We start from the raw sequence: 20,179 nt of genomic DNA on the forward strand, positions 1-20,179 counted from the left end.
GTTGAGACTGCGCTGAGGGCGGTCATTTCTCGCATTTTGTCGCCCTGGACGCAGTGTCAACGCCCGGCGTCGTGGCGCCACCCGCAGATCGTTGCGCCTACGCAAATACCTAATGTCTGCCGGGTCGCCGCGGATGCCATGCCCATGCACGCCTACCGACTGCCTGAGCAGGCAATATGTGTGGGATAAGTCCCATCTTCGTTGGGGCGCGCGAACTACCCGGGCGATGTATGGTGGGCCTTTCGGAGGGGGTCGTCGGGTCACAGCACCGGGAGCGGCGCGATGACTTCAGGCCGACCAAGGTGCGTCGAGGAGCAACGTAGCCATGGATTTCGGGAGCTATCCGCCTGAGATCAATTCGGCCCGGATGTATGCCGGCCCTGGGTCGGGGCCGATGTTGGTCGCGGCCGAGGCGTGGGCTGCGCTCGCCGCCGGACTGCAGTCGGCCGCGAGTTCGTACCAAGCGGCGGTATCGGCATTGACCGCCGGTCCCTGGTTGGGGCCGTCGGCGGCGTCGATGAGCGCTGCGGCCGCGTCGTATGTGGTGTGGTTGCGAGCCACCGCCGCACAAGCCGAAGAAACCTCCGCCCAGGCAAAGGCCGCGGCCGCCGCCTACCAAACCGCGTTTTCGGCGACGGTTCCGCCGCCTATCGTGGCGGCCAACCGCACTCAGCTGTTGACCCTGATCGCCACCAATGTGTTCGGAATAAACACCCAGGCCATCGCGGCCACGGAGGCACAGTACGCGGAGATGTGGGCCCAGGACGCGGCGGCGATGTATGCCTACGCAGCCTCGTCAGCCTCGGCGACGACGTTGACGCCATTCAATCCACCCCCGCAGACCACCGACCCGAGCGGCTTGGCCGAGCAAGCCGCCGCTGGCCAGGCCGGCAGCCTGGAAAGCAGTGTCCAACGAGCGCTCTCCGCGGTGCCCGGCGCGCTGCAGAGCGCGGCGACCCCGGCAGCGGCGGCGGAGGACCCATTGGTGGTGCTGGCCGTGCTGGCCGATCTGTCCGCCATTGTCTTCGGCGTAACAGCGGGCATCGCTACCTTGGGTCTCGGCGTGCCCGCCGCTGTGCTCGGGATCGTGAACTTTCCGGTGGCCATCTTCGGCACCATGGTGGGTGTTCACACCGACGAGATCCTCAGCGACTTGGAGGGCGTGGAACCCCTCGCGACCATTGAGCCGGAACCGGACGTTAAGCCGCTTACGGCGCCGGTGCGCAACATGCCGCCGGGGGCGGTGTCGTCAGGGAGTATCTCGGCCAATCTGGGTGAAGCGAAGGGAGTTGGGGCGTTATCCGTGCCACCGACGTGGACCATCGCCACTCCAGCGGTCCGCCCCGTCTCGTACACGCTGCCGGCGTTGAGTGATGCTGCAGTCAAGGCCACCGCCGCGCCAGCGCCGGGAGCCGGTTCGGGCAGCTCGCTCGGTGAGATGGCACTCGCGGGCATGGCCGGGGGCGCCATGGCCGGATTCCTCGGCCCCGGCGTGGGCTTGGGCGGCGGCAAGGGGGCGAAGAAAACAGCGGCGCCCGCTCGCGCCAGAGCCGCCGAGACCGCCGGTGGCAATGTGGCTGCTGGCGAGAACGGCGAGGCGCCCGACGACAAGCCTCGGGCTGTGGTCACCGGAGTCGCGGCTGAGCTACGTGAATTCGCCAAGCTCCGCGACGAGGGGATTTTGACCGACGAGGAATTCACCGAGCAGAAGAACCGCCTGCTCGGTCGCTGAACCGTCGTCCGACGAAGGCAGCGGCTGTCAAGAAGAGGTATGCGCAACAGTGGATTTCGGGATCTATCCGCCGGAGATCAACTCCGGTCGGATGTACACCGGTCCGGGAGCGGGGCCGATGCTGGCCGCTGCGCAGGCCTGGGACAGCTTGGCCGACGAGCTGCACATAACAATCTCCGGATATCAGTCCACGGTGTCCGAACTCACCGAAGGGGCTTGGTCGGGTCCGTCGGCCGCGGCGATGCGCACAGCGGCCGAGTCGTATGTGGAATGGCTGAGCGCCACCGCTGCGCGGGCTGAGCAGACCGCCGCCCAAGCATGGACAGCGGTCGCCGCCTACGAGGCGGCGTTCGCGGCCACGGTGCCGCCACCGGAGATCGCCGCCAACCGCAGCCTGCTGGCGGCGCTGGTGGCGACTAATTTTTTGGGACAGAACACGCCAGCCATCGCGGCCACCGAGGCGCTTTACGCCGAGATGTGGGCGCAGGACAGCCTGGCGATGTACAACTACGCAGCTTCGTCAGCAGTCGCGACCGTGCTGACTCCGTTTGCCTCTCCGCACCAGAACACCGACCCGGCCGGGACGGCCGGCCAAGCAGCCGCGATCAGCCAGATCGGCACCTTTGCCGGCGCTGCGCAAGATGCGATGTCGGTTGTGCCGCAGGCGTTGTCCGCAATGGCGGTACCGGCTGAGTTCGAGCAGCTTGAACTCCTGCTGGTCCTGGTCGGGCTTCTTTTCCTTTCGCCAATCGACGCACTGGCCCTTGTGGCGCTAGTGCCGGCAGACGTGCTCGGCTCATTCGGGGACTTTCCTCTCGCCATATTCACCACGGTTTCGGGTGCCGAGGACGATGAGGCTCTCAGCGGCCTGGACGGGACGGAACTCTTTCCGGGTACCGGATCGGCACCTGTGGAGCCGTTTGTGGCTCCCCTTCTGGGGACACCTTCCAGCGGGCTTCCGGCACCGACGACGTCAGCGCTCTTCGGTGGGGCGAACGCGGTCGGAAGGTTGACGGTGCCGCCGAGCTGGACTCGAATCGCTGATGGCGAGCCCGAGATCCGCCCGACCGCGCTGACCGCACCGCTGCCGAGCACGGACGCGGCGGCGGCGCCGGAAGCTGAGTTGGGCCAGGCGAACACATTGAACGAGACGGCGACTGCCGCCATGGCCGCACAGGCGCTGGCCGGCCCGCCGGCCGCCGCGAACACGGAGGCGAACGCCAGGCCGGCGTGGTTCACCGGTCGCACCGAGGACACACCAACCGACGACGTCGAGGCCGTACCCGCGCCGCGGACCGTCATGACCGGCGTCGCCGCCGCGATCCGCCAGCTCGCCGAACAGCGCGCCGCCGGACTGCTTAGTGAACAGGACTACACCGAGCAGAAGAAAATGCTGCTCGAAATCTCGTTCGGCGCGTAGATCAGTCGCCGCTTCGCCCGGCTGCGCCGCGCTTGCGATCGCCACTGGCCCGATGGTGGCGACCCGCTTCGCCCGGCTGCGCCGCGCTTGCGATCGCCACTAGTCGAGGCGGTACCGGATCAGCCGAGAACTGTTGGCCACCACGGCAACTGACGAAGCGTTGTGCAGGATCGCAGCCAGCACCGGCGACAGCGCGCCGCCCGCCCCGATCAGCAGACCGGCCGCGTTGACGGCGATCGACATGCCGTAGTTCTGCCGGATGACGTCTACGGCCCGGGCCCCCAAATCCCGCACATCCAGTAGGCGGTGCAGGTTGTCGTTGGCCAGTGCGACGTCGGCGGTCTCGACGGCGACATCCGTGCCGGCCAGGCCCATGGCGATCCCGATGTCCGCGGCGGCCAGCGCCGGGGCGTCGTTGATGCCGTCGCCGACCATCCCCACGACGTAGCCGTCGTTTTGCAGTTCCCGCACCACCTCGAGCTTGTCCTCGGGCATCACCTCGGCGCGCCACTCGTCGATCTTCAGCTCCTCGGCCACCACCTTGGCGATGTCGGGATGGTCCCCGGTGAGCATGACAATCCGGCGAACGCCGTTGGCCCGCAGCTTCTTCAGCACCTCGGCGGCCTCGGGCCGCACCTCGTCGCGCAGGCTGATCAGCCCCACCAGCTTGCCGTCCACCGTCAACAGCAGTGGCGTCTCGGCCTGGGCGCGCAGTTTGTCGACCCACTCCGACGCCCTCTTGGACACCCGGATCTTCTCGGCCCGCAGCAGTCCGGGACTGCCCAGCAGCAGGGTCCGGCCGTCGGCCCAGGTCCGCATACCCAGACCCACCAGCACCTCGCACTCCTCGTGCGGGGGAATCGTGATGTGGCGTTCCTCGGTCGAGCGGATGACGGCTTCGGCCAGCGGGTGACGAGAGTGGATCTCCGAGCTGGCGGCATAGGCCAGCACCTGCTCGGGCTCCCAATCCTTGTGCAAGGAAACGATATTGGTCACGACGGGCCGCCCGACGGTCAGGGTGCCGGTCTTGTCGAACACGATCGCGTCCACCCGGCCCGCCTGCTCGAGGTGCGAACCGCCCTTGATCAGGATGCCGCGGCGCGCGCCGTTTCCGATCGCGGCGCTGATGGCCGTCGGCGTGGACAGCCCGACCGCGCATGGGCAGGCGATCAACAGCATGGTCATCGCGCGCCGGACGTCGCCGGTCACCAGCAGGGTCAGGCCCGACAGGATGAATGAGGTGGGCACGAAGCGGCGGGAGAAGGTCTCGCCGACCGTCTGGATCGGTGCCCGGTCGTGTTGTGCCTCCTCGACTCGGGCGATGATGCGCCCGATGGTGGTCTGCTTGCCGACCGCTTCGGCGCGCACCACCAGACGGCCGCGCTCCACCACCGAACCGGCGTGCACGTGCTGGCCCGCCGTGATGCTGACCGGCAAGTTCTCGCCGGTGATCGCGGACTGGTTGACCACCGCCTCGCCCTCGACCACTTCGCCGTCGACTGGGATCGCAACGTGGTCGTGGACGACCACCTCGTCGCCGATCTGCACCGAATCGGTGGCCACCTGGACCTCCGTGACGGCGTCGGGCCCCCCGGCAGGATCAGTCAGTCGGATCCAGGTGGTGTCTTGGTTGCCGCGCAGCAACTCCGAAATCGCCCGGCGGGTCCGCCGCAGCGTCAGATCCTGCAGATATTCGCCGATGTTGAGCAGCCACAGCACGGTGAGCGCGACGACGTTCTCCCGCAGGATCAGGCTGGCGATCGTCGCCGCCGAGACCAGTGCGTCGGTGCCGAGCTTCCCCGAGCCGACCGAGCGAAACGCCCCGCGCAGGAAGGGGTATCCGGTGAAGATCGTGACGCCGGTGGCGACCGTGCGACCGCTGGGCCCGAGCAGTGGTGGTCGCGCGAACACGTATCGCCGGACGCCCAACAGCGCTAACGCCGCGCCCCCGATGACCATGCGCAGCACGTCCGCGTTGCGGATTTCCGACGAATGCGGGGCGCGGGTTGGAATCAGATCGGCGGCAACGTGCGCGGCGCGGCCGATGGCGGCCAGGACCGCCGCGCGGTCACAGCGCTTGGGCGAATACCAGACCACGACCGACCCGGTGCGCGGGTAAGCATGCACGACGCGCACACCGTCCTCCTTGGCGACGGCCTCTTCGACCGCGACCGCGCGCCGCGAATCCGAGCGCACCCACGGCACTCGGACGCGCATTCGCCCGGCAGCGTCGGAAACCACCTCCAAGGTCGGATCGTCCGAATCGGCGACGTCGGGGACCAGCGCGAGCGACATATCAGTGATCGTGCTCGTGCACGCCGACGGCTGGAGTGGGCGCCTCCTCGCCGATGCGCTCGCGAGCCTCGGCCATCACGTCGGCGATTTTGAGCCGGGCCGATTCCGCGGCTTCCTCGGCCTTGCGGGTTCCGCGCAGACCCAGTTCCGCCGCCGTTACCGCAGTCTGGTGCAGCGGCGCCTTGGCGAGGCCCTTTTTCAAGGCCTCGTAGGCGGTCACCCCGACCAGACCGGTGACCACCGTCGCTGCCGCCTTCCCTAGGAGCGCCTGGAATGCCATCGCGCGAAACCTTCCTGCTGAGTTCTGGGTTAACCCGACGCTAACATTGAAATATTGCTATATCAACATGGATCTGCGACTTGGTCCCCGGGAAGACGCCGCGGACGACTCACAGGACGCGAGTGACCTTTTCGGTCTCGATCCGCCGCGGCAGCGCAGCCTGGTCCGGGTTGGCGACCTGCACCAGCGACCCGCCGACGGCCATGATCGCCAGCAGCCCAGCCACCAACTCGTCGGGCGTGTCCCACGACGCGGTGGACAGGACGCGATCGGTAGCACCCAGACCTTGCGCCGTCGCCGATTCCCGACAATCGGCCAGCACCCGTTCCGCCGTTCGACCGGCCAGGGCCGGCCCCGGGTTGCTTTCGGGCACGATCTGGTCACCATGCACCCGCACGGCGGTCGCGTAGTCGGTGACGCCGATCGGCACGTCGGGCGCCGGCCGGCCGAACGGGTCCAGCGACAACACCGCGACCTCGCCGCCCGCCACCGCCTCGTCGGCTTCGTCGAGTCGTTCGGCGGTGCACAGCGCCAGATCCGCCGGTCCGGAAAGCACGACCTCGGCGCCGATCCACCACACACCGAACAACACCGCGGCCGTCTGCCAATGTGCGGGCAACAGCACGGCGACCTTGCTGCCGGCCCCGGCGGCGAGTTCGTCGCGCAACAGATTGCCGGTCTTGGCGGCCCAGTTGGCCAGCGTCACCGCGGACAACTCGATGCGCTCGCCTGTCGAATCGTCGTAGTAGGTGATCCGGGGGCCAACCGGATCGGCGCGGAGCATCGGATCCAGGATCGCCGCGCTGAGCGTTGTCGCCGCGCTCAGTTGATGCACTCCGGGCTATCCGAGCCCGCGGTCAGGATCCGCGAGGCGGGGGGAGTTGCGCCATCGGAAGCCCCCTGGTTCGAGGCGCGTACGGGGGTCACGGTCCCGGTCCCGCTGAGCCCCGAACCCGGCCCGGTGTAGTCGTTGGACAGCACCACGCGCACCGACCCCGGCGGGATGGACGCATCGGCGACGACGGGCAACCCGCCCAACTCCTTGGCGACCTCTTGGGCCCCCTTGTCGTCGGTCTTGGCTGCCCGGACCTGGCTGCCCTTCACGTGGGCGCCATCGTTGTTGCCAACGGTCCCGGTGCCAAATCCCTTGGCGGCCAACACCCCTGAAACGGCCGACGCGAGCCCGTTGATGTCGGTGTCGTTGAGCACATCGGCGGTGGTCTTGTCCGGTGAGTAGGCGAGTTCCTCGGTCTTGCCCTCGTCCTGCTCGTGCAGCAGCCCGCCGACCCATTCCTGGACCTGACGGGGATCCACCCGCACCACGCTGTGCATGCCGTCGTCGCTCCAGCCCGCGCCGTCGACGACGGGGATGGTGGCGAAGGCGACGTTTCCGCCGGCCAGCTTCTGCAACTGGCCCATGAAGTCCATCACGTCCCAACCCGAGGACAGCACCACCGAGCGCTGCACCGCCTGCTCGAGCCGTTTCAAAGTGGCGGGGCTGGACAGTGTCTTGCCGGAGATGACCCGATGCGCCAAGGACGCCATCACCACCTGCTGACGAACCACCCGATCCAGGTCGCCGCGCGGCAGATCGTGGCGCTGGCGGACGAAGCTCAGTGCCTGCGGCCCGTCGAGTCGCTGCCGGCCGGCGGGGAAGTCTGCCCCGGATAGCGGCTCGAACACCGGCTCCTTGAGGCAGACGTCGACGCCGCCGAGGGCGTCGGTGATCAACGCAAAGCCGAGCAGTCCGATCTCGGCGTAGTGGTCGACGGTGACTCCGGTGAGCGCGGCCACCGTCTTGATCAGGGCCTCGCGCCCGGCTTCGGTCCCGGCGGCCGCGGCTTCGTCGGGCGATGCGCCGGCCTGTACGAGTTTGACCCGCTTGGTCTCTCGGGTCTCCCCGTAGACGCCGTTGATCTTGGTCTTTCCCAGGCCCGGGGCCTGGACGTAGGAGTCGCGCGGTATCGAGATCGCGGTCGCCGACCTGCCGTTGTTCGGTATCCGGACCAGGATGATGGTGTCGGTGTTGGTGGCTTCCTCGTCGCCGGCCCGCAGCGTCGCAAGTTCCTCCGCGGTCAACGGATTACCGTGCGCGTCCGTTCGGCTGTCCAGGCCCACCAGCAATATGTCGATGGCGCCGTCCTGGGCGCCGCGCCCCAGTGACGGCGAAGACATGTGAAAGATGCCGTCCTCAAAGGACCGGACGCTGGTCCAGGCGACCCCGGTGCCAAGGACGATTGCGACGGCCAGCGCGGTCCCGATCGCACGAGCCACACGTTGCACAGGCATCACTGTAGGCTACTTGTGTCACAGCCAGATTCCGGTTAGCTGAGCCCGGCGTGCCAGACTCGACCCCATGACAGGCGGGTCAACAAGGCTGGTGATCACCGGGGCTGGTGGGCAGCTGGGTAGCCATTTGGCGGCGCTGGCCGCCCGCGCCGGCCGCGCCTACACGGCCTTCACCTCCGCGGAGTGGGACATCACCGACCCGGACGCGGCCGCGCGCAACATTCAAGCTGGCGATGTAGTGGTCAATTGCGCGGCATACACCGACGTCGACGGCGCCGAAAGCGACGAGGCGGGCGCATACGCGGTCAACGCGACGGGTCCCGAACTGCTCGCGCGGGCCTGTGCCCGCGTCGGCGCCCAGTTGATCCACGTCTCCACCGACTACGTGTTCAACGGCGACTTCGGTGGCGGCGAGCCACGCCCCTACGAGCCGGACGACCCAACCGGACCGCAGGGCGTTTATGCCGCAAGCAAACTCGCCGGTGAACGGGCCGTGTTGCAGGCGTTGCCGGACGCCATCGTGGTGCGCACCGCCTGGGTCTACACCGGCGGGTCCGGCAAGGACTTCATCGCCGTGATGCGACGGCTGGCCGCCGGTGACGGCCCGATCAAGGTGGTCGACGACCAGACCGGTACACCGACCTACGTCGCCGACCTGGCCGCCGGTTTGTTGGAGCTGGCCGACTCCTGGCAAGAGAAAGACATTCGCGGGCGCATCCTGCACGCGGCCAACGAGGGCGTGGTGTCCCGGTTCGAGCAGGCCCGCGCGGTGTTCGAAGAATCCGGCGCGGATCCGCAGCGGGTGAACCCGTGCAGCACCGCCGAATTTCCACGCCCGGCGGTGCGACCGAGCTACTCCGCGCTGTCGAGCCGCTCCTGGGTTGCTGCTGGCCTGACGCCGTTACGGCCATGGCGCAGTGCGCTTGTCGCGGCGTTGAAGACGGCTAGCAACGGGGCTTCGGTGGAACGAGCGATACCCTCGACGCGTGACTGACGTCCTGCCGGTCGTAGCGGTGACCTATTCGCCGGGTCCGCATCTGGAGCGGTTCCTGGCGTCGTTGTCGCTTGCCACCGAGCGTCCGGTCAGCGTGATCTTGGCCGACAACGGCTCCACCGACGGGACTCCGGAGGCCGCGGTGGAGCGCTACCCCAACGTGCGGCTGCTGCGGACCGGGGCCAACCTCGGATACGGGACCGCGGTGAACCGCACGATCGCCCAACTCTCCGAGCTCACACCGACTGGGACCGGCCTGCCATCGGAGGGAGAGTCCTGGGTCGACGACTTTGTGATCGTGGCCAACCCCGACGTGCAGTGGGGCCCGGGCAGCATCGACGCCCTGCTGGAGGCGGCCGCCCGCTGGCCGCGCGCCGGCGCGCTGGGGCCGCTGGTCCGTGATCCCGACGGGTCGGTGTACCCGTCGGCGCGTCACCTGCCGAGCCTGGTCCGCGGCAGCATGCACGCGGTGCTCGGGCCGTTCTGGCCGCGCAATCCCTGGACCGTGGCCTACCGCCAGGAACGGCTCGAACCCAGTGAACGGCCGGTGGGCTGGCTGTCCGGGTCGTGCCTGTTGGTGCGGCGGTCGGCGTTCGCCGAAATCGGCGGATTCGACGAGCGGTACTTCATGTACATGGAGGACGTCGACCTCGGTGACCGGCTGGGTAAGGCCGGCTGGCTCAGTGTCTACGTGCCGTCGGCCGAAGTCCTGCACCACAAGGGCCACTCGACGGGCCGCGACCCGGCCACCCATCTGGCCGCGCATCACAAGAGCACCTACCTCTTCCTTGCCGACCGGCATCCGGGTTGGTGGCGCGCCCCATTGCGCTGGACACTGCGCGGTACGCTCGCCGCGCGTTCTCGCCTGATGGTGCACAGCGCGCGCCGGGCACTGAAGCGGGATTCGCGAAGGGAACTGAAACTGGCGGAAGGGCGGCGCTGAGGTGGCTGACTCGTTGGATCCCTCTCAAGTCGATGCGGTGATCCTGGTCGGCGGCAAAGGCACCAGGCTGCGTCCGCTGACCCTGTCGGCTCCCAAGCCGATGCTGCCCACCGCCGGGCTGCCCTTCCTCACCCATCTGCTGTCGAGGATCGCCGCGGCGGGCATCGAGCACGTGATCCTGGGCACCTCATATCGCGCCGCGGTGTTCGAGGCCGAGTTCGGCGACGGCTCCAAACTGGGCCTGCAGATCGACTATGAGACCGAAGAGAACCCGCTGGGCACCGGTGGCGGCATCGCGAATGTGGCGGGCAAGCTGCGTCACGACACCGTGCTGGTGTTCAACGGCGACGTGCTTTCCGGAGCCGACCTGGGCCAGTTGCTGCAGTTCCACAAGACGAACGAGGCCGACGTCACGCTGCACCTGGTGCGAGTCAGCGATCCGCGCGCGTTCGGTTGTGTGCCCACCGACGAGGAGGGCCGCGTCGTCGCCTTCCTGGAAAAGACGCAGGATCCGCCTACCGACCAGATCAACGCGGGCTGCTACGTCTTCGAGCGCAAGATCATCGACCGGATACCGCGGGGCCGCGAGGTTTCGGTGGAGCGCGAGGTGTTCCCGGCCCTGCTGTCCGACCCCGAGGTCAAGGTGTGCGGCTACGTCGACGCCACCTATTGGCGCGACATGGGCACACCCGAAGACTTCGTGCGCGGATCGTCGGACCTGGTGCGCGGGATCGCCCCGTCGCCGGCTCTGCAGGGCCAGCGTGGCGAGAAGTTGGTGCATGACGGGGCGGCGGTGGCCCCCGGCGCGGTGCTGATCGGCGGCACGGTGGTGGGGCGGGGAGCCGAGATCGGCCCCGGCGTCCGACTCGACGGAGCGGTCATCTTCGACGGTGTGAAGGTCGAGGCGGGCAGCGTGATCGAGCGCTCGATCATCGGTTTCGGTGCCCGCATCGGCCCGCGGGCGCTGATCCGCGACGGGGTGATCGGCGACGGTGCGGACATCGGCGCGCGCTGCGAGCTGTTGCGTGGCGCGCGGGTGTGGCCGGGTGTGTCGATTCCCGACGGCGGCATCCGCTACTCGTCCGACGTGTGACCCCCCGCTCGCCGGGTGGCCCACCCCCGTTTGCCGGGTGGCCCACCCCCTGTTCGCCGAACGTCACGCTGGCGCGACGCTCGACGCCGGCCGTCGCGTTAGCGTGACGCTCGACGGGTGGCCCGGGCGACCAGACTCCTCAGCGCGTGATCGGCACCGTCGGGCAGGCCGTCCGCCGGCCACCACTGCAGGTCATCAGACTCGTCGCTGATCGCGATCTGTGCGCCCGCCGGCGCGTGCGCGACGAACTGCAGGTCGAGGTGGCGGGTCGGTACGCCCAACGAGCAGGTGACCGGGTGGACGTGCACGGCGGCCAGTTCGGGGTCGATGCGTAACCCATCGATGCCGGATTCCTCGAAGGCCTCGCGCAGCGCGGCGGCGACGATGTCGGTGTCCTCGTCGTCGCAGTGCCCGCCGAGCTGGACCCAGCGGCCCACCCGTGGATGCAGGGTGAGCAGCACCTGACCGCCGGTGTGATCGAGCACGATCGTCGAGGCGGTGACGTGACCGGGTACGCACTCGCGCTGGCAGGAGTCCTCGCGGGCGTGCACGAAGCTGAGCACCGCGTGCCGCAGCGAGTCCTGGTCCGGGTCTGGGGCCTGCCACCGGGTCAAGGTCGTGATCACCGACTGTCGGACGCTCACCGCGATCGCCGCCTAATCCTCCGGTCGCGCAACGTGCTCCACGCGTCCCGGCATTTAGACACGACTTCGGGCGCCAGGCCGAGCCCGTCGATCAGGACCCGGCGGTCCACCACGTCGAGCGCCTTCTCGATCTCATGGGCCTTGAGCAGCAGATCGACGTCGCGCGCGAGTTCGGCGTCGGCATATGCCGGTGCCGGAATGGGCAACTCCTCGGCCTCGCGGGGTTCCAGCTCCAAGATCCCACCACCGTAACTGCGGCCCATGATCTCGGCGAAGGCGAACGTCACGCTGTTGTGGAACACCGCGGCCAGCGCGGCCGCGTCGACCTGCGGCGCGAGTCGGACCCGGTGCACGGTGTCTGTGCTCGTCGCCGCGGCGGCGTTGACCGCAAGCCTTGGCGCCAGGTGGATCTGGCGCAGCATGAACAAGTCCGGGACCCACAGCGACGGGGTAGTCCACCACGGCTTGCGGATCGAGCATTTGTAACCGGTGTGGACGCCAGCCCGTTCGCCGGCTTGGATGTGCGCTACGACGGCCGGGTCGACCGGGTCGCGGGCATTAAGCAGCCAGGTGCGGTGTCCGGAAGCGAGATCGCTTGCGCGGCAGTCAGTGTCGTAGACCAGGCCGGACAGTTGCGCGCTGCGGGAGACCAGCGGGACGCAGTGCGCGGCCAGTCCGAGTTCGCGGGCTTGCGCATCGGTGAAAGTGAAGAAGCTGTTGCGGCCCGTCACGATGCCGACGTCCACGGCGGCCAGGCAACCCAGCCGGGTCATGCTGCTCGACCGCTTGAGCGATCGCAGCAGTTCGATCTGCCCGGGCTCCAGGAAATATTTCGTCCACTTCTCTTTGTCGTGCAGCAGCGCGGGCGCGGACCCCACGCGGAGATCGGCGGCCGCCAGCGCGTCGGCATCGGTGAGACGCACCGTGCGGATCTGTGCCGGACCCGCGCCGACGACGCCGCAGAACAACACGACTTCCTGCAGGACGCCGTCGAATACCAAGCGCTCGAACGTGATGAGCGTGATCTCGCGGTACCGGCTGACGAGATACTCCCGCAGTTGCGCGGCGTAGGTGACCTGGAGCAACTCGGCGGGCAGCACCAGGCCGACGCGCCCGCCGTCGCGGACCAGCGTCGTGCTTGCCACGACGAACGGTACCCACGCGTTGGTGAGCTTCGTGGGTTTCAAGCCTTCGCGCCGCATGAGCGCCAAGGCCGGTTCGCGCTGCGCCGGCGCCCAGTTGCCGAAGCGGATGTACGGGGGATTGCCGGCCACCCCGTCCCATGCGCCGACTCCGGCCTTGTCCAGCCAGCTGAAGAGGCTGTCGGCGGCGACGGGCGCGAAGTGGCGCGACTTGTCCGCCTCCTCGGCAATGAACTCCACGCCCTGGGCCTGGCCGGTGAGCAGGGCTAGTTCGCGCAGGATCCGGCCGTCACCGCAGGAGGGCTCCAGCAGCCTCGTGCCCGCCTCGCGGATCCACCGGGCTAGAAATCGGGCGACGGAAGGCGGGGTGTAATAGCCTCCGCGCACCTTGTCGGCCGATGCCGGTGCCTTGCCGGAGAACACGTGGACAAGTATTGACCGAACTCCGAGGAAACTCGGTAACCGGGGCCGCGCCGATGCTGGCAAGTTCGGATGCCGCCGCGTGGCACCTGCTCATCTGCGAATGAGCAGGTCTCCGACGGTCACGGGGTCGCGCGGCCCAGTGGGCTCGGCGGCGTAGCCAATAGCGATGGCGCCCAACGGCTCCCAGTCACCGGGTAACTCCAGTTCGGCGCGGACGAGGTCGGCGGCGAAGATCGTCGACCCGATCCAACAACTGCCCAGCCCACGAACTGCCAAGGCGACCAGCAGTGCCTGTACGGCCGCCCCCACCGCGACGGTGAACATGGTGTGTTCGGCGTCGGTGCGGGCGGCGTCGGGGTAGCTGTGCGCGCCGTCGGGAACCATAAAGGGGATGACGACTTCCGGTGCGTCATAAAGGATTTGACCGCGCGCCACCCGTCGTTCCACCGAATCGGCGGGCCGCCCGTCACCGACGAGGTCGGAACGCCATTTGTCCTTCATCCGGTCCAGCAGTCGGATGCGGGTGGCGGGGGTTTGCAGCCACACAAACCGCACCGGACGGGTGTGATGGGGCGCGGGCGCGGTGAGCGCCTCGGCGACGGCGGCCTCGACGAGCTCTGCCGGTACCGGGTCGGCGCTGAACCGACGCACCGACCGACGCAACAGTTGGGCCTGCTGTCGGCCGAGTTCGACGGCTTCGGCGGTGCCGAGCCAGAACAGGTCTTCCTCTCCGGGCCGCAGCAATTGCCGTGCCGTCGAGCCGTCATCGGTGACCACACTCTCCGAAAGCCCCCGTACCACCGCCACCGGCATCGCGGTCAGCTTGCCCTTGACCAGATCCGCCGCGGCGGCAACCTCGTCGGCAACCGCGATCTCGGTGACGATCAATTCGTTGCCGTGCGCGTCGACAGCGCCAGAGTAGTTGTGCAGCACCGAGATTCCGGCGGATCCGATGGCAGCGTCGGTTTGGCCGGTGCGCCAGGCGCGGCCCATCGTGTCGGTGATGATCACGGCGACGGTGACGCCCAGCCGTTCCCGCAACCCATTTCGCAACGCGGCAGCGCTGGTGTCAGGATCGATTGGCAACAGTGCGATTTCGCCTCGGTCGACGTTGGAACCGTCCACTCCGGCGGCGGCCTGAATCAGGCCGAGTCGATTCTCGGTGATCAAGGTCCGGCCCTTGCGCGCCAGCACCCGCACCGCCTCCTCCTCGACCAGCTTGCGGCGCAGCTGATCTCGTTCCTCCTCGTCGGAGGGTGCCGGCACCAGTCGTCCCTCGCACTTGGAAACCACCTTGCTGGTGACCACCACGACGTCGCCGTCGCGCAGCCACGGCGCGGCCGCGGCCACCGCGGCGCTGAGGTCGTCGCCGGGGCGGAATTCGGGAAGGCCGGGGACGGGCAGGATTTCGATAGCCGCGGCGGTGCCGTGTTCGGTCACGCGGTCACGCCCGCCAATTCCAGCCCCGCGCGGACCATCTCCGCGGTCGCGCTGGGATCGGTCATCAACAGCGGGATTTCCCGCACGGCGACACCGTCGATATCCGCGGCGAATCCGGCCAAGTCGCCCTCGTGCACCAGCCAGCAGTCCAGTATCCCGGTGCCACTGCGCGCACCGTAGTGTCGGCCGACGGCCTCCGCGGTGGAATCCACCCCGATCACGGTAAGGCAGGCATCGGCCATGCCGCGCAACGGCTTTCCGCCGATGATCGGGGAGTAGCCGACGATCGGCGCCGTGGTCGAGCGCAGCGCCGCGCGAATGCCCGGCACGGCGAGGATGGCACCGATGCTGACCACCGGGTTGGAGGGCGCCAGCATGACGACGTCAGCGTCGGCGATGGCCTCGACCGCTTCGGTTGCGGCGGCTGCCTTTTCGGCGCCAATGAAGGCGAAGCTGTGCGTCGGCACCTTGGCGCGGTAGCGCACCCACCACTCCTGGAAATGGATCGCGCGCTGGGTGTTGTCTGTGGGATCGGTGATCACCACGTGGGTTTCACAGCGGTCGTCGGTGGTGGGCACCAACCGGGCGCCCGGCTGCCAACGGTCGCACAACGCCGTCGTGATCTGGGACAGGGGATAGCCCGCGTGCAGCATCTGGGTGCGCACCAGATGGGTGGCAATGTCCCGGTCGCCGAGTTCGAACCAGTCGGGTTGCACGCCGTAGCGTGCCAGTTCCTCCATGGCATGCCACGTTTCGTCACGGTGACCCCAGCCGCGCTGCGGGTCTACACCTCCACCCAAGGTGTACATGCAGGTGTCCAGGTCCGGACAGACCCGCAGGCCGTGGATCCAGGCGTCGTCGCCGATGTTGACCACTGCGGTTAGCTGGTGGTCGCCTTTTGCTCCCGGTGCGGCAAACTGCCCGAGGCCGAGCAACTGCTGCACGCCAAGCAGAAATCGGGCGCCGCCGACCCCGCCCACCAAAACGGTGACCTTCACAGCGCACGACAGTACCGCGCGACAACTACGGGCACGACAGGCTATGGTGAGTGACTGAAGTGGCCAATGTGACGGGGGGGACGGACATTTGACCACAAGTGTGACTAGTTGCACTCGACACGCCGCCGACCAAGCGTGACAGATAAGCAGAAATTTGGTCACGAGCTGATATGGAAATGCGGCGTAGCGCTTGACCGGAAAGACCATCCCGTGTCTAATCACATCAGTGTCATTTCCCGGTTGGCCGGCCGGTTGCGGTGTCGCAGACCGAGATTCGATCACTTGTTCGAAGTATTGCTACACCAAAAAAGTGGTCAAGAATCACTCTCGACAACAAGCGAGGAGGCGGAGGCATGTCCTATGAACACCTTCGGGGAGTAATGGGAAGCGCCGCGCACATAAACACCGGTCTGGCGCAGACGGTAACTGCCCGACCGCATTTGAGTTTGGTACCTGTCGTCTCGGAGCCGCCCGCCGCGCTTGAGCCGGAGCCGTTGCCGGCCGTCGCCGACCAGTGGCAGGACCGCGCTCTGTGCGCCCAAACGGACCCGGAGGCGTTCTTTCCGGAGAAGGGCGGCTCCACGCGCGAGGCGAAGAAGATCTGCCTCGGGTGCGAGGTTCGCCACGAGTGCTTGGAATACGCGTTGGCTCACGACGAGCGCTTCGGCATCTGGGGTGGCTTGTCCGAGCGGGAGCGTCGCCGCCTCAAGCGCGGCATCGTCTGACCCCGCCTCACTCCCCGCCTCAGTCGTCGTCGATCGTCGGGTCGATGACCGAGGGTTCCACGTCCAAGTAGATGGCCACCTGGGCCACCAAGATTTCATGCAGTAATTCCGCAAGCTCGACGGTGTCTTTGGCGCGTCGCTCAATTGGCTTGCGAAACAGTACAATTCGCGCCCGCGTGGCGTTGCCGCGGACGTCGACACCGGCCGGAATCAGGCGCGCCAGGGCGATCGGCCCGTCGGCGATGACTTCCGGTGGCCACTGCACGCTGTCGGGATCCTTGGCGGCGATGCGGGGTATCTCGTCGACGGCGACATCGAGCTCGGACACCCGGTCCCGCCACCGCCGCTCGATGGGTTCGTAAGCCTCGAGTACCGCCATGTCGAATCGTTCGGCGCGGCTGCGCCAGCCCGGCACCGTCGGCGGCAGGAGTGGACCGCGCAGATCGCGGCCGCGGCGTGTGGCCCGGCGAGAGCTCGATCGCCGGGATGGCTGACCCTTTCCCGGGTAGCTGCGGAATTCGCCGCCGAAATGGCCCACAAGCGCCGATGGTAACGGCAATGGTAACGGTTGCGAATCGCCCCCGGAACGGTTGCGCGTGTCCGGCGCTTGCACGACCTTTCCGCACGATAGCCTTTCGAGCGTGAACGTACCCCGTCGCTGCTGCCGGCCCGGGTGTCCGCACTATGCGGTGGCAACGTTGACGTTCGTGTACTCGGACTCGACGGCGGTCGTCGGTCCGCTCGCTACCGCGCGGGAACCGCACTCCTGGGATCTGTGTGTCGGCCATGCCGGTCGAATTACCGCTCCACGTGGGTGGGAACTCATGCGCCATGCCGGCCCACTGCCGACCTATCCGCATCCGGAAGAGGACGACCTCGTCGCCCTCGCCGACGCCGTGCGTGAGGGCGGCCCATCTGGGCGCTCGGCCGAAACCCCTTACTCCGGGTTCTCGGCCGCGCATGGCGGCGCGAACGGTATGCCGCTAAATGGCTTTACGCCCCGGACCAATGCCCCACCTGGCGACCTCCGTCCGGCCGGAACCCAGGCGACCGCGCCCAATGGCAGCGTGATCGCGCCACCCGAGCACCGGTCCGGCCGTCGGCGCGGACACCTGCGAGTGCTGCCCGATCCTTCGGACTAGTCGCACTAACGCTCAACGGCCGGCGAAAGGTCGATAGGCTGGCGGCCAAGAAGCGAACAACGTCTAGGTCGTCAGGAGAGCTCGCATGCCGTGGCCCGCCGAGGCTGTCCACCGTGTCATCAAGGCGTATGACGTGCGTGGGTTGGTCGGCGAAGAGATCACCGACGAATTCGTCGCCGACGTCGGCGCCGCATTCGCGCGGTTGATGCGCGCCGAGGGAGCCGCGCAGGTCGTGATCGGTCACGACATGCGCGACAGTTCTCCGTCGCTGGCCGCTGCCTTCGCGACCGGAGTCACCGGGCAGGGACTCGACGTGGTGCGCATCGGCCTGGCGTCGACCGATCAGCTGTATTTCGCCTCGGGCTTGTTGAATTGCCCGGGCGCCATGTTCACCGCGAGCCACAACCCGGCGGCCTACAACGGCATCAAGCTGTGCCGGGCGGCCGCCCTGCCGGTCGGCGCGGACACCGGCCTGAATGCCATTCGCAACGACCTGATCGGCGACCCGACCGACTCGGCCGGCTCACACGCCTACGACGGGCCCCCCGGCACCATCTCCGACCGCGACGTGCTGAGCGACTACGGGGCGTTCCTGCGGTCACTGGTCGACACCGCCGAGCTGCGGCCGCTGCGCGTGGCGGTGGACGCCGGCAACGGCATGGCCGGTCACACCGCGCCCGCGGTGCTCGGCCCGATCGATTCGATTACCTTGCTGCCCTTGTACTTTGAGCTCGACGGCTCATTCCCCAACCACGAGGCCAATCCGCTCGACCCGGCGAACCTGCGGGATCTGCAGGCGTTCGTCCGCGAAACCGGCGCCGATATCGGTCTGGCCTTCGACGGAGACGCCGACCGCTGCTTCGTGGTCGACGAACGTGGCCTGCCCGTATCGCCGTCGGCGGTGACCGCCCTGGTGGCCGCGCGTGAACTCAGCCGCGAAATCGGCGCCACGGTGATCCACAACGTGATCACCTCGCGCGCGGTGCCCGAGCTGGTGCTCGAGCGCGGCGGAACACCATTGCGGTCGCGTGTGGGCCACTCCTACATCAAGGGGATGATGGCCGAGACCGGCGCGATCTTCGGCGGAGAGCATTCGGCGCACTATTACTTCCGTGACTTCTTCGGCGCCGATTCGGGGATGCTGGCCGCCTTGTACGTGCTGGCCGCCCTGGGCGAGCAGGACAACAGGCCGCTGTCCGAGCTGGCCTCCGATTACCAGCGTTACGAGTCGTCCGGCGAGATCAACTTCACCGTGGCCGATGCGGACGCCGCGGTGGACGCCGTGCTGAAGTCCTTCGCGAGCCGGATCCAGTCCATCGACCACCTGGACGGGGTGACGGTGGATCTGGGTGACGACAGCTGGTTCAACCTCCGTAGCTCCAACACCGAACCGCTGCTGCGGCTCAACGTGGAGGGGCGCAGCGTCGAGGACGTCGAAGCGGTGGTTGGTGAGGTCAGGGCGCTGATCGCTACCGTGACAGCGGAGAAGGCGGGGGAGAAGGCAGAGTCGACAACATGAGCACCACCCAAGTGGTCGATCTCGAAGACACCGAGGGATTGCTGGCCGCCGACCGCGACGCATTGCTGCGCGGGGCGTCGATGGCGGGTGCGCAGGTGCGAGCTGTCGCCGCCGCGGCCAACGAGGGCGAACTGGATGCGCTGCGGGACTCGGTTGTGCGCAGCGTGATCTGGGTGGCCGGGCGGGGCACCGCCGCGACCGCCGGCGTCATGTTGTCTTCCACGCTCGGCGCCGTTGCGGCCCAACCGATCGTCGTGGCCACCGAGGCGCCGCCCTGGATCGGACCGCTCGACGTGTTGGTAGTCGCCGGTGACGACCCCGGTGACCCCGCGCTGGTCGGGGCGGCCGCGGTCGGCGTGCGCCGGGGAGCGCGGGTGGTTGTGGTCGCGCCATACGAAGGCCCGCTACGCGACTCCACGGCCGGACGTGCCGCGGTGCTGCCGCCGCGTTTGCTGGTTCCCGACGAGTTCGGCTTGTGCCGATACCTGGCCGCGGGTGTGGCCGTTTTGCAGGCCGTGGACCCCAAGCTGCGCACCGATCTCGCCGCGCTCGCCGACGAACTCGATGCCGAGACGCTGCGCAACAGCGCCGCCCGCGACGTGTTCACCAACCCGGCCAAGAGCCTGGCGGCGCGGGTGTCCGACTTCCGGGTCGCGCTGGCCGGGGACAGCGCCGCGACGGTGGCGTTGGCCCGCCACGGCAGTTCAACGATGCTGCGGATCGGCAACGAGGTGGTCGCCGCGGCCGGGCTGGCGGATGCGGTGGTCGCGCTACGTACCGGTTCGTCGGGTCTTTCCGCCGAGCAGGCCCTGTTCCACGACGAGGAGCTCGACGGCCCGTTGCCGGAGCGGCTGCGCGTTCTGGTGCTGACGCTGGCCGGCGAGCGCACGGTGGTGGCAGCGCGGGTTGCCGGTCTCGATGCCGTAGATCTGATCACGGCGGAAGACGTGCCGGAGGTTCCCGATACGCCGGGCGGTCTGACGGGATCGACCGGGTTCCCGGCGCAGGGTGGTGCCGCGGGAGCCGAGCAGCAACTGGCAGTATTGGCCGTTCGGTTGGAGATGGCGGCGGTTTACTTGCGATTGGTTCGGGGATAGATA

The 20,179-nt window shown here is 68.2% G+C and carries 18 protein-coding genes and 1 pseudogene; 9 read left to right on the forward strand and 10 right to left on the reverse strand.

Annotated elements, in window-relative coordinates; translation table 11 throughout:
* Nucleotides 1-325 precede the first annotated feature (325 nt).
* Both G6N68_RS04660 and G6N68_RS04665 read left to right on the forward strand, forming a co-directional pair.
* On the forward strand, nt 326-1,732 hold the full coding sequence (locus G6N68_RS04660) for a PPE family protein, SVP subgroup (protein WP_163708492.1): 1,407 nt from the start codon (nt 326-328) through the stop codon (nt 1,730-1,732).
* A gap of 49 nt (nt 1,733-1,781) precedes the next feature.
* Nucleotides 1,782-3,152, forward strand: a complete 1,371-nt coding sequence (locus G6N68_RS04665) for a PPE family protein (protein ID WP_163708496.1) — start codon at nt 1,782-1,784, stop codon at nt 3,150-3,152.
* A gap of 9 nt (nt 3,153-3,161) precedes the next feature.
* Here G6N68_RS04665 and G6N68_RS31955 read toward each other — a convergent pair.
* The 5 genes and pseudogenes from G6N68_RS31955 to G6N68_RS04685 all read right to left on the reverse strand — a co-directional run.
* Nucleotides 3,162-3,252, reverse strand: a pseudogene (locus G6N68_RS31955) (2-isopropylmalate synthase); the annotation flags it as partial.
* Nucleotides 3,252-5,447 (reverse strand): manganese-exporting P-type ATPase CtpC, encoded by a 2,196-nt coding sequence (ctpC, locus tag G6N68_RS04670; protein ID WP_163708501.1) that lies wholly within the window; start codon nt 5,445-5,447, stop codon nt 3,252-3,254. The gene ctpC and the pseudogene G6N68_RS31955, both read right to left, overlap by 1 nt.
* Before the next feature lies 1 nt (nt 5,448).
* Nucleotides 5,449-5,727, reverse strand: coding sequence for a DUF1490 family protein (locus G6N68_RS04675; RefSeq protein WP_069422351.1), 279 nt, complete (start codon nt 5,725-5,727; stop codon nt 5,449-5,451).
* 109 nt (nt 5,728-5,836) lie between these two features.
* A complete protein-coding gene (locus G6N68_RS04680) occupies nt 5,837-6,562 on the reverse strand; it encodes a TIGR03089 family protein (protein ID WP_240355372.1) in 726 nt (241 codons plus the stop codon).
* A complete protein-coding gene (locus G6N68_RS04685) occupies nt 6,550-8,016 on the reverse strand; it encodes an LCP family protein (protein ID WP_163708505.1) in 1,467 nt (488 codons plus the stop codon). Before G6N68_RS04685 ends, G6N68_RS04680 begins: the two co-directional genes overlap by 13 nt.
* Nucleotides 8,017-8,083: 67 nt before the next feature.
* On the opposite strand from G6N68_RS04685, the gene rfbD reads away from it, so the two are divergent.
* The 3 genes from rfbD to manB are packed head-to-tail and all read left to right on the forward strand — an operon-like array spanning nt 8,084 to nt 11,046.
* On the forward strand, nt 8,084-9,010 hold the full coding sequence (gene rfbD / locus G6N68_RS04690; RefSeq protein WP_163708508.1) for a dTDP-4-dehydrorhamnose reductase: 927 nt from the start codon (nt 8,084-8,086) through the stop codon (nt 9,008-9,010).
* Nucleotides 9,003-9,953, forward strand: a complete 951-nt coding sequence (locus tag G6N68_RS04695; protein ID WP_163708511.1) for a glycosyltransferase family 2 protein — start codon at nt 9,003-9,005, stop codon at nt 9,951-9,953. Before rfbD ends, G6N68_RS04695 begins: the two co-directional genes overlap by 8 nt.
* Before the next feature lie 13 nt (nt 9,954-9,966).
* Nucleotides 9,967-11,046: a mannose-1-phosphate guanylyltransferase gene (gene manB / locus G6N68_RS04700; protein ID WP_163718172.1), complete on the forward strand. Its 1,080-nt coding sequence runs from the start codon at nt 9,967-9,969 to the stop codon at nt 11,044-11,046.
* 98 nt (nt 11,047-11,144) lie between these two features.
* Here the strand turns inward: manB and G6N68_RS04705 are convergent, their stop codons facing one another.
* The 4 genes from G6N68_RS04705 to cofD form a co-directional block, all read right to left on the reverse strand.
* Nucleotides 11,145-11,690: an NUDIX hydrolase gene (locus G6N68_RS04705; protein ID WP_163708514.1), complete on the reverse strand. Its 546-nt coding sequence runs from the start codon at nt 11,688-11,690 to the stop codon at nt 11,145-11,147.
* Complete coding sequence (locus tag G6N68_RS04710) at nt 11,687-13,255, reverse strand: Eco57I restriction-modification methylase domain-containing protein (protein WP_371871535.1); 1,569 nt, start codon at nt 13,253-13,255, stop codon at nt 11,687-11,689. The genes G6N68_RS04705 and G6N68_RS04710 overlap by 4 nt, the downstream gene beginning before the upstream one ends.
* 90 nt (nt 13,256-13,345) lie before the next feature.
* Nucleotides 13,346-14,695: a coenzyme F420-0:L-glutamate ligase gene (locus G6N68_RS04715; protein WP_163708519.1), complete on the reverse strand. Its 1,350-nt coding sequence runs from the start codon at nt 14,693-14,695 to the stop codon at nt 13,346-13,348.
* Nucleotides 14,692-15,693, reverse strand: a complete 1,002-nt coding sequence (gene cofD, locus G6N68_RS04720) for a 2-phospho-L-lactate transferase (RefSeq protein ID WP_163708522.1) — start codon at nt 15,691-15,693, stop codon at nt 14,692-14,694. Before cofD ends, G6N68_RS04715 begins: the two co-directional genes overlap by 4 nt.
* 380 nt (nt 15,694-16,073) lie before the next feature.
* On the opposite strand from cofD, the gene G6N68_RS04725 reads away from it, so the two are divergent.
* Entirely contained in the window at nt 16,074-16,418 is a 345-nt protein-coding gene (locus G6N68_RS04725) for a WhiB family transcriptional regulator (RefSeq protein WP_240355669.1), read from the forward strand.
* 19 nt (nt 16,419-16,437) lie between these two features.
* Here G6N68_RS04725 and G6N68_RS04730 read toward each other — a convergent pair whose 3' ends face one another.
* Entirely contained in the window at nt 16,438-16,860 is a 423-nt protein-coding gene (locus G6N68_RS04730) for a metallopeptidase family protein (protein WP_163718179.1), read from the reverse strand.
* A gap of 199 nt (nt 16,861-17,059) precedes the next feature.
* Between G6N68_RS04730 and G6N68_RS04735 the strand changes: the two genes are divergently transcribed.
* The 3 genes from G6N68_RS04735 to G6N68_RS04745 all read left to right on the forward strand — a co-directional run bounded on the left by G6N68_RS04735 (nt 17,060) and on the right by G6N68_RS04745 (nt 20,176).
* Nucleotides 17,060-17,560 (forward strand): DUF3499 domain-containing protein, encoded by a 501-nt coding sequence (locus G6N68_RS04735; RefSeq protein ID WP_205351242.1) that lies wholly within the window; start codon nt 17,060-17,062, stop codon nt 17,558-17,560.
* An 85-nt stretch (nt 17,561-17,645) separates the two neighbouring features.
* Nucleotides 17,646-19,079, forward strand: a complete 1,434-nt coding sequence (locus G6N68_RS04740) for a phosphomannomutase/phosphoglucomutase (protein ID WP_163708527.1) — start codon at nt 17,646-17,648, stop codon at nt 19,077-19,079.
* The gene (locus G6N68_RS04745; RefSeq protein WP_163708529.1) at nt 19,076-20,176 is read left to right on the forward strand and encodes a TobH protein; all 1,101 of its coding nucleotides are present in this window, start codon (nt 19,076-19,078) and stop codon (nt 20,174-20,176) included. The genes G6N68_RS04740 and G6N68_RS04745 overlap by 4 nt, the downstream gene beginning before the upstream one ends.
* The last annotated feature ends 3 nt before the right edge of the window (nt 20,177-20,179 follow it).

Origin of the sequence: Mycobacterium bourgelatii (assembly GCF_010723575.1) — a bacterium.
Classification (GTDB): domain Bacteria; phylum Actinomycetota; class Actinomycetes; order Mycobacteriales; family Mycobacteriaceae; genus Mycobacterium; species Mycobacterium bourgelatii.

Bases quoted from the DNA above. Each gene is read 5' to 3' on its own strand.
- G6N68_RS04660 (WP_163708492.1), top strand. From the start codon at position 326: ATGGATTTCGGGAGCTATCCGCCTGAGATCAATTCGGCCCGGATGTAT.
- ctpC (WP_163708501.1), bottom strand. From the start codon at position 5,447: ATGTCGCTCGCGCTGGTCCCCGACGTCGCCGATTCGGACGATCCGACC.
- G6N68_RS04675 (WP_069422351.1), bottom strand. From the start codon at position 5,727: ATGGCATTCCAGGCGCTCCTAGGGAAGGCGGCAGCGACGGTGGTCACC.
- G6N68_RS04685 (WP_163708505.1), bottom strand. From the start codon at position 8,016: ATGCCTGTGCAACGTGTGGCTCGTGCGATCGGGACCGCGCTGGCCGTC.
- rfbD (WP_163708508.1), top strand. From the start codon at position 8,084: ATGACAGGCGGGTCAACAAGGCTGGTGATCACCGGGGCTGGTGGGCAG.
- G6N68_RS04725 (WP_240355669.1), top strand. From the start codon at position 16,074: ATGGGAAGCGCCGCGCACATAAACACCGGTCTGGCGCAGACGGTAACT.
- G6N68_RS04740 (WP_163708527.1), top strand. From the start codon at position 17,646: ATGCCGTGGCCCGCCGAGGCTGTCCACCGTGTCATCAAGGCGTATGAC.
- G6N68_RS04745 (WP_163708529.1), top strand. From the start codon at position 19,076: ATGAGCACCACCCAAGTGGTCGATCTCGAAGACACCGAGGGATTGCTG.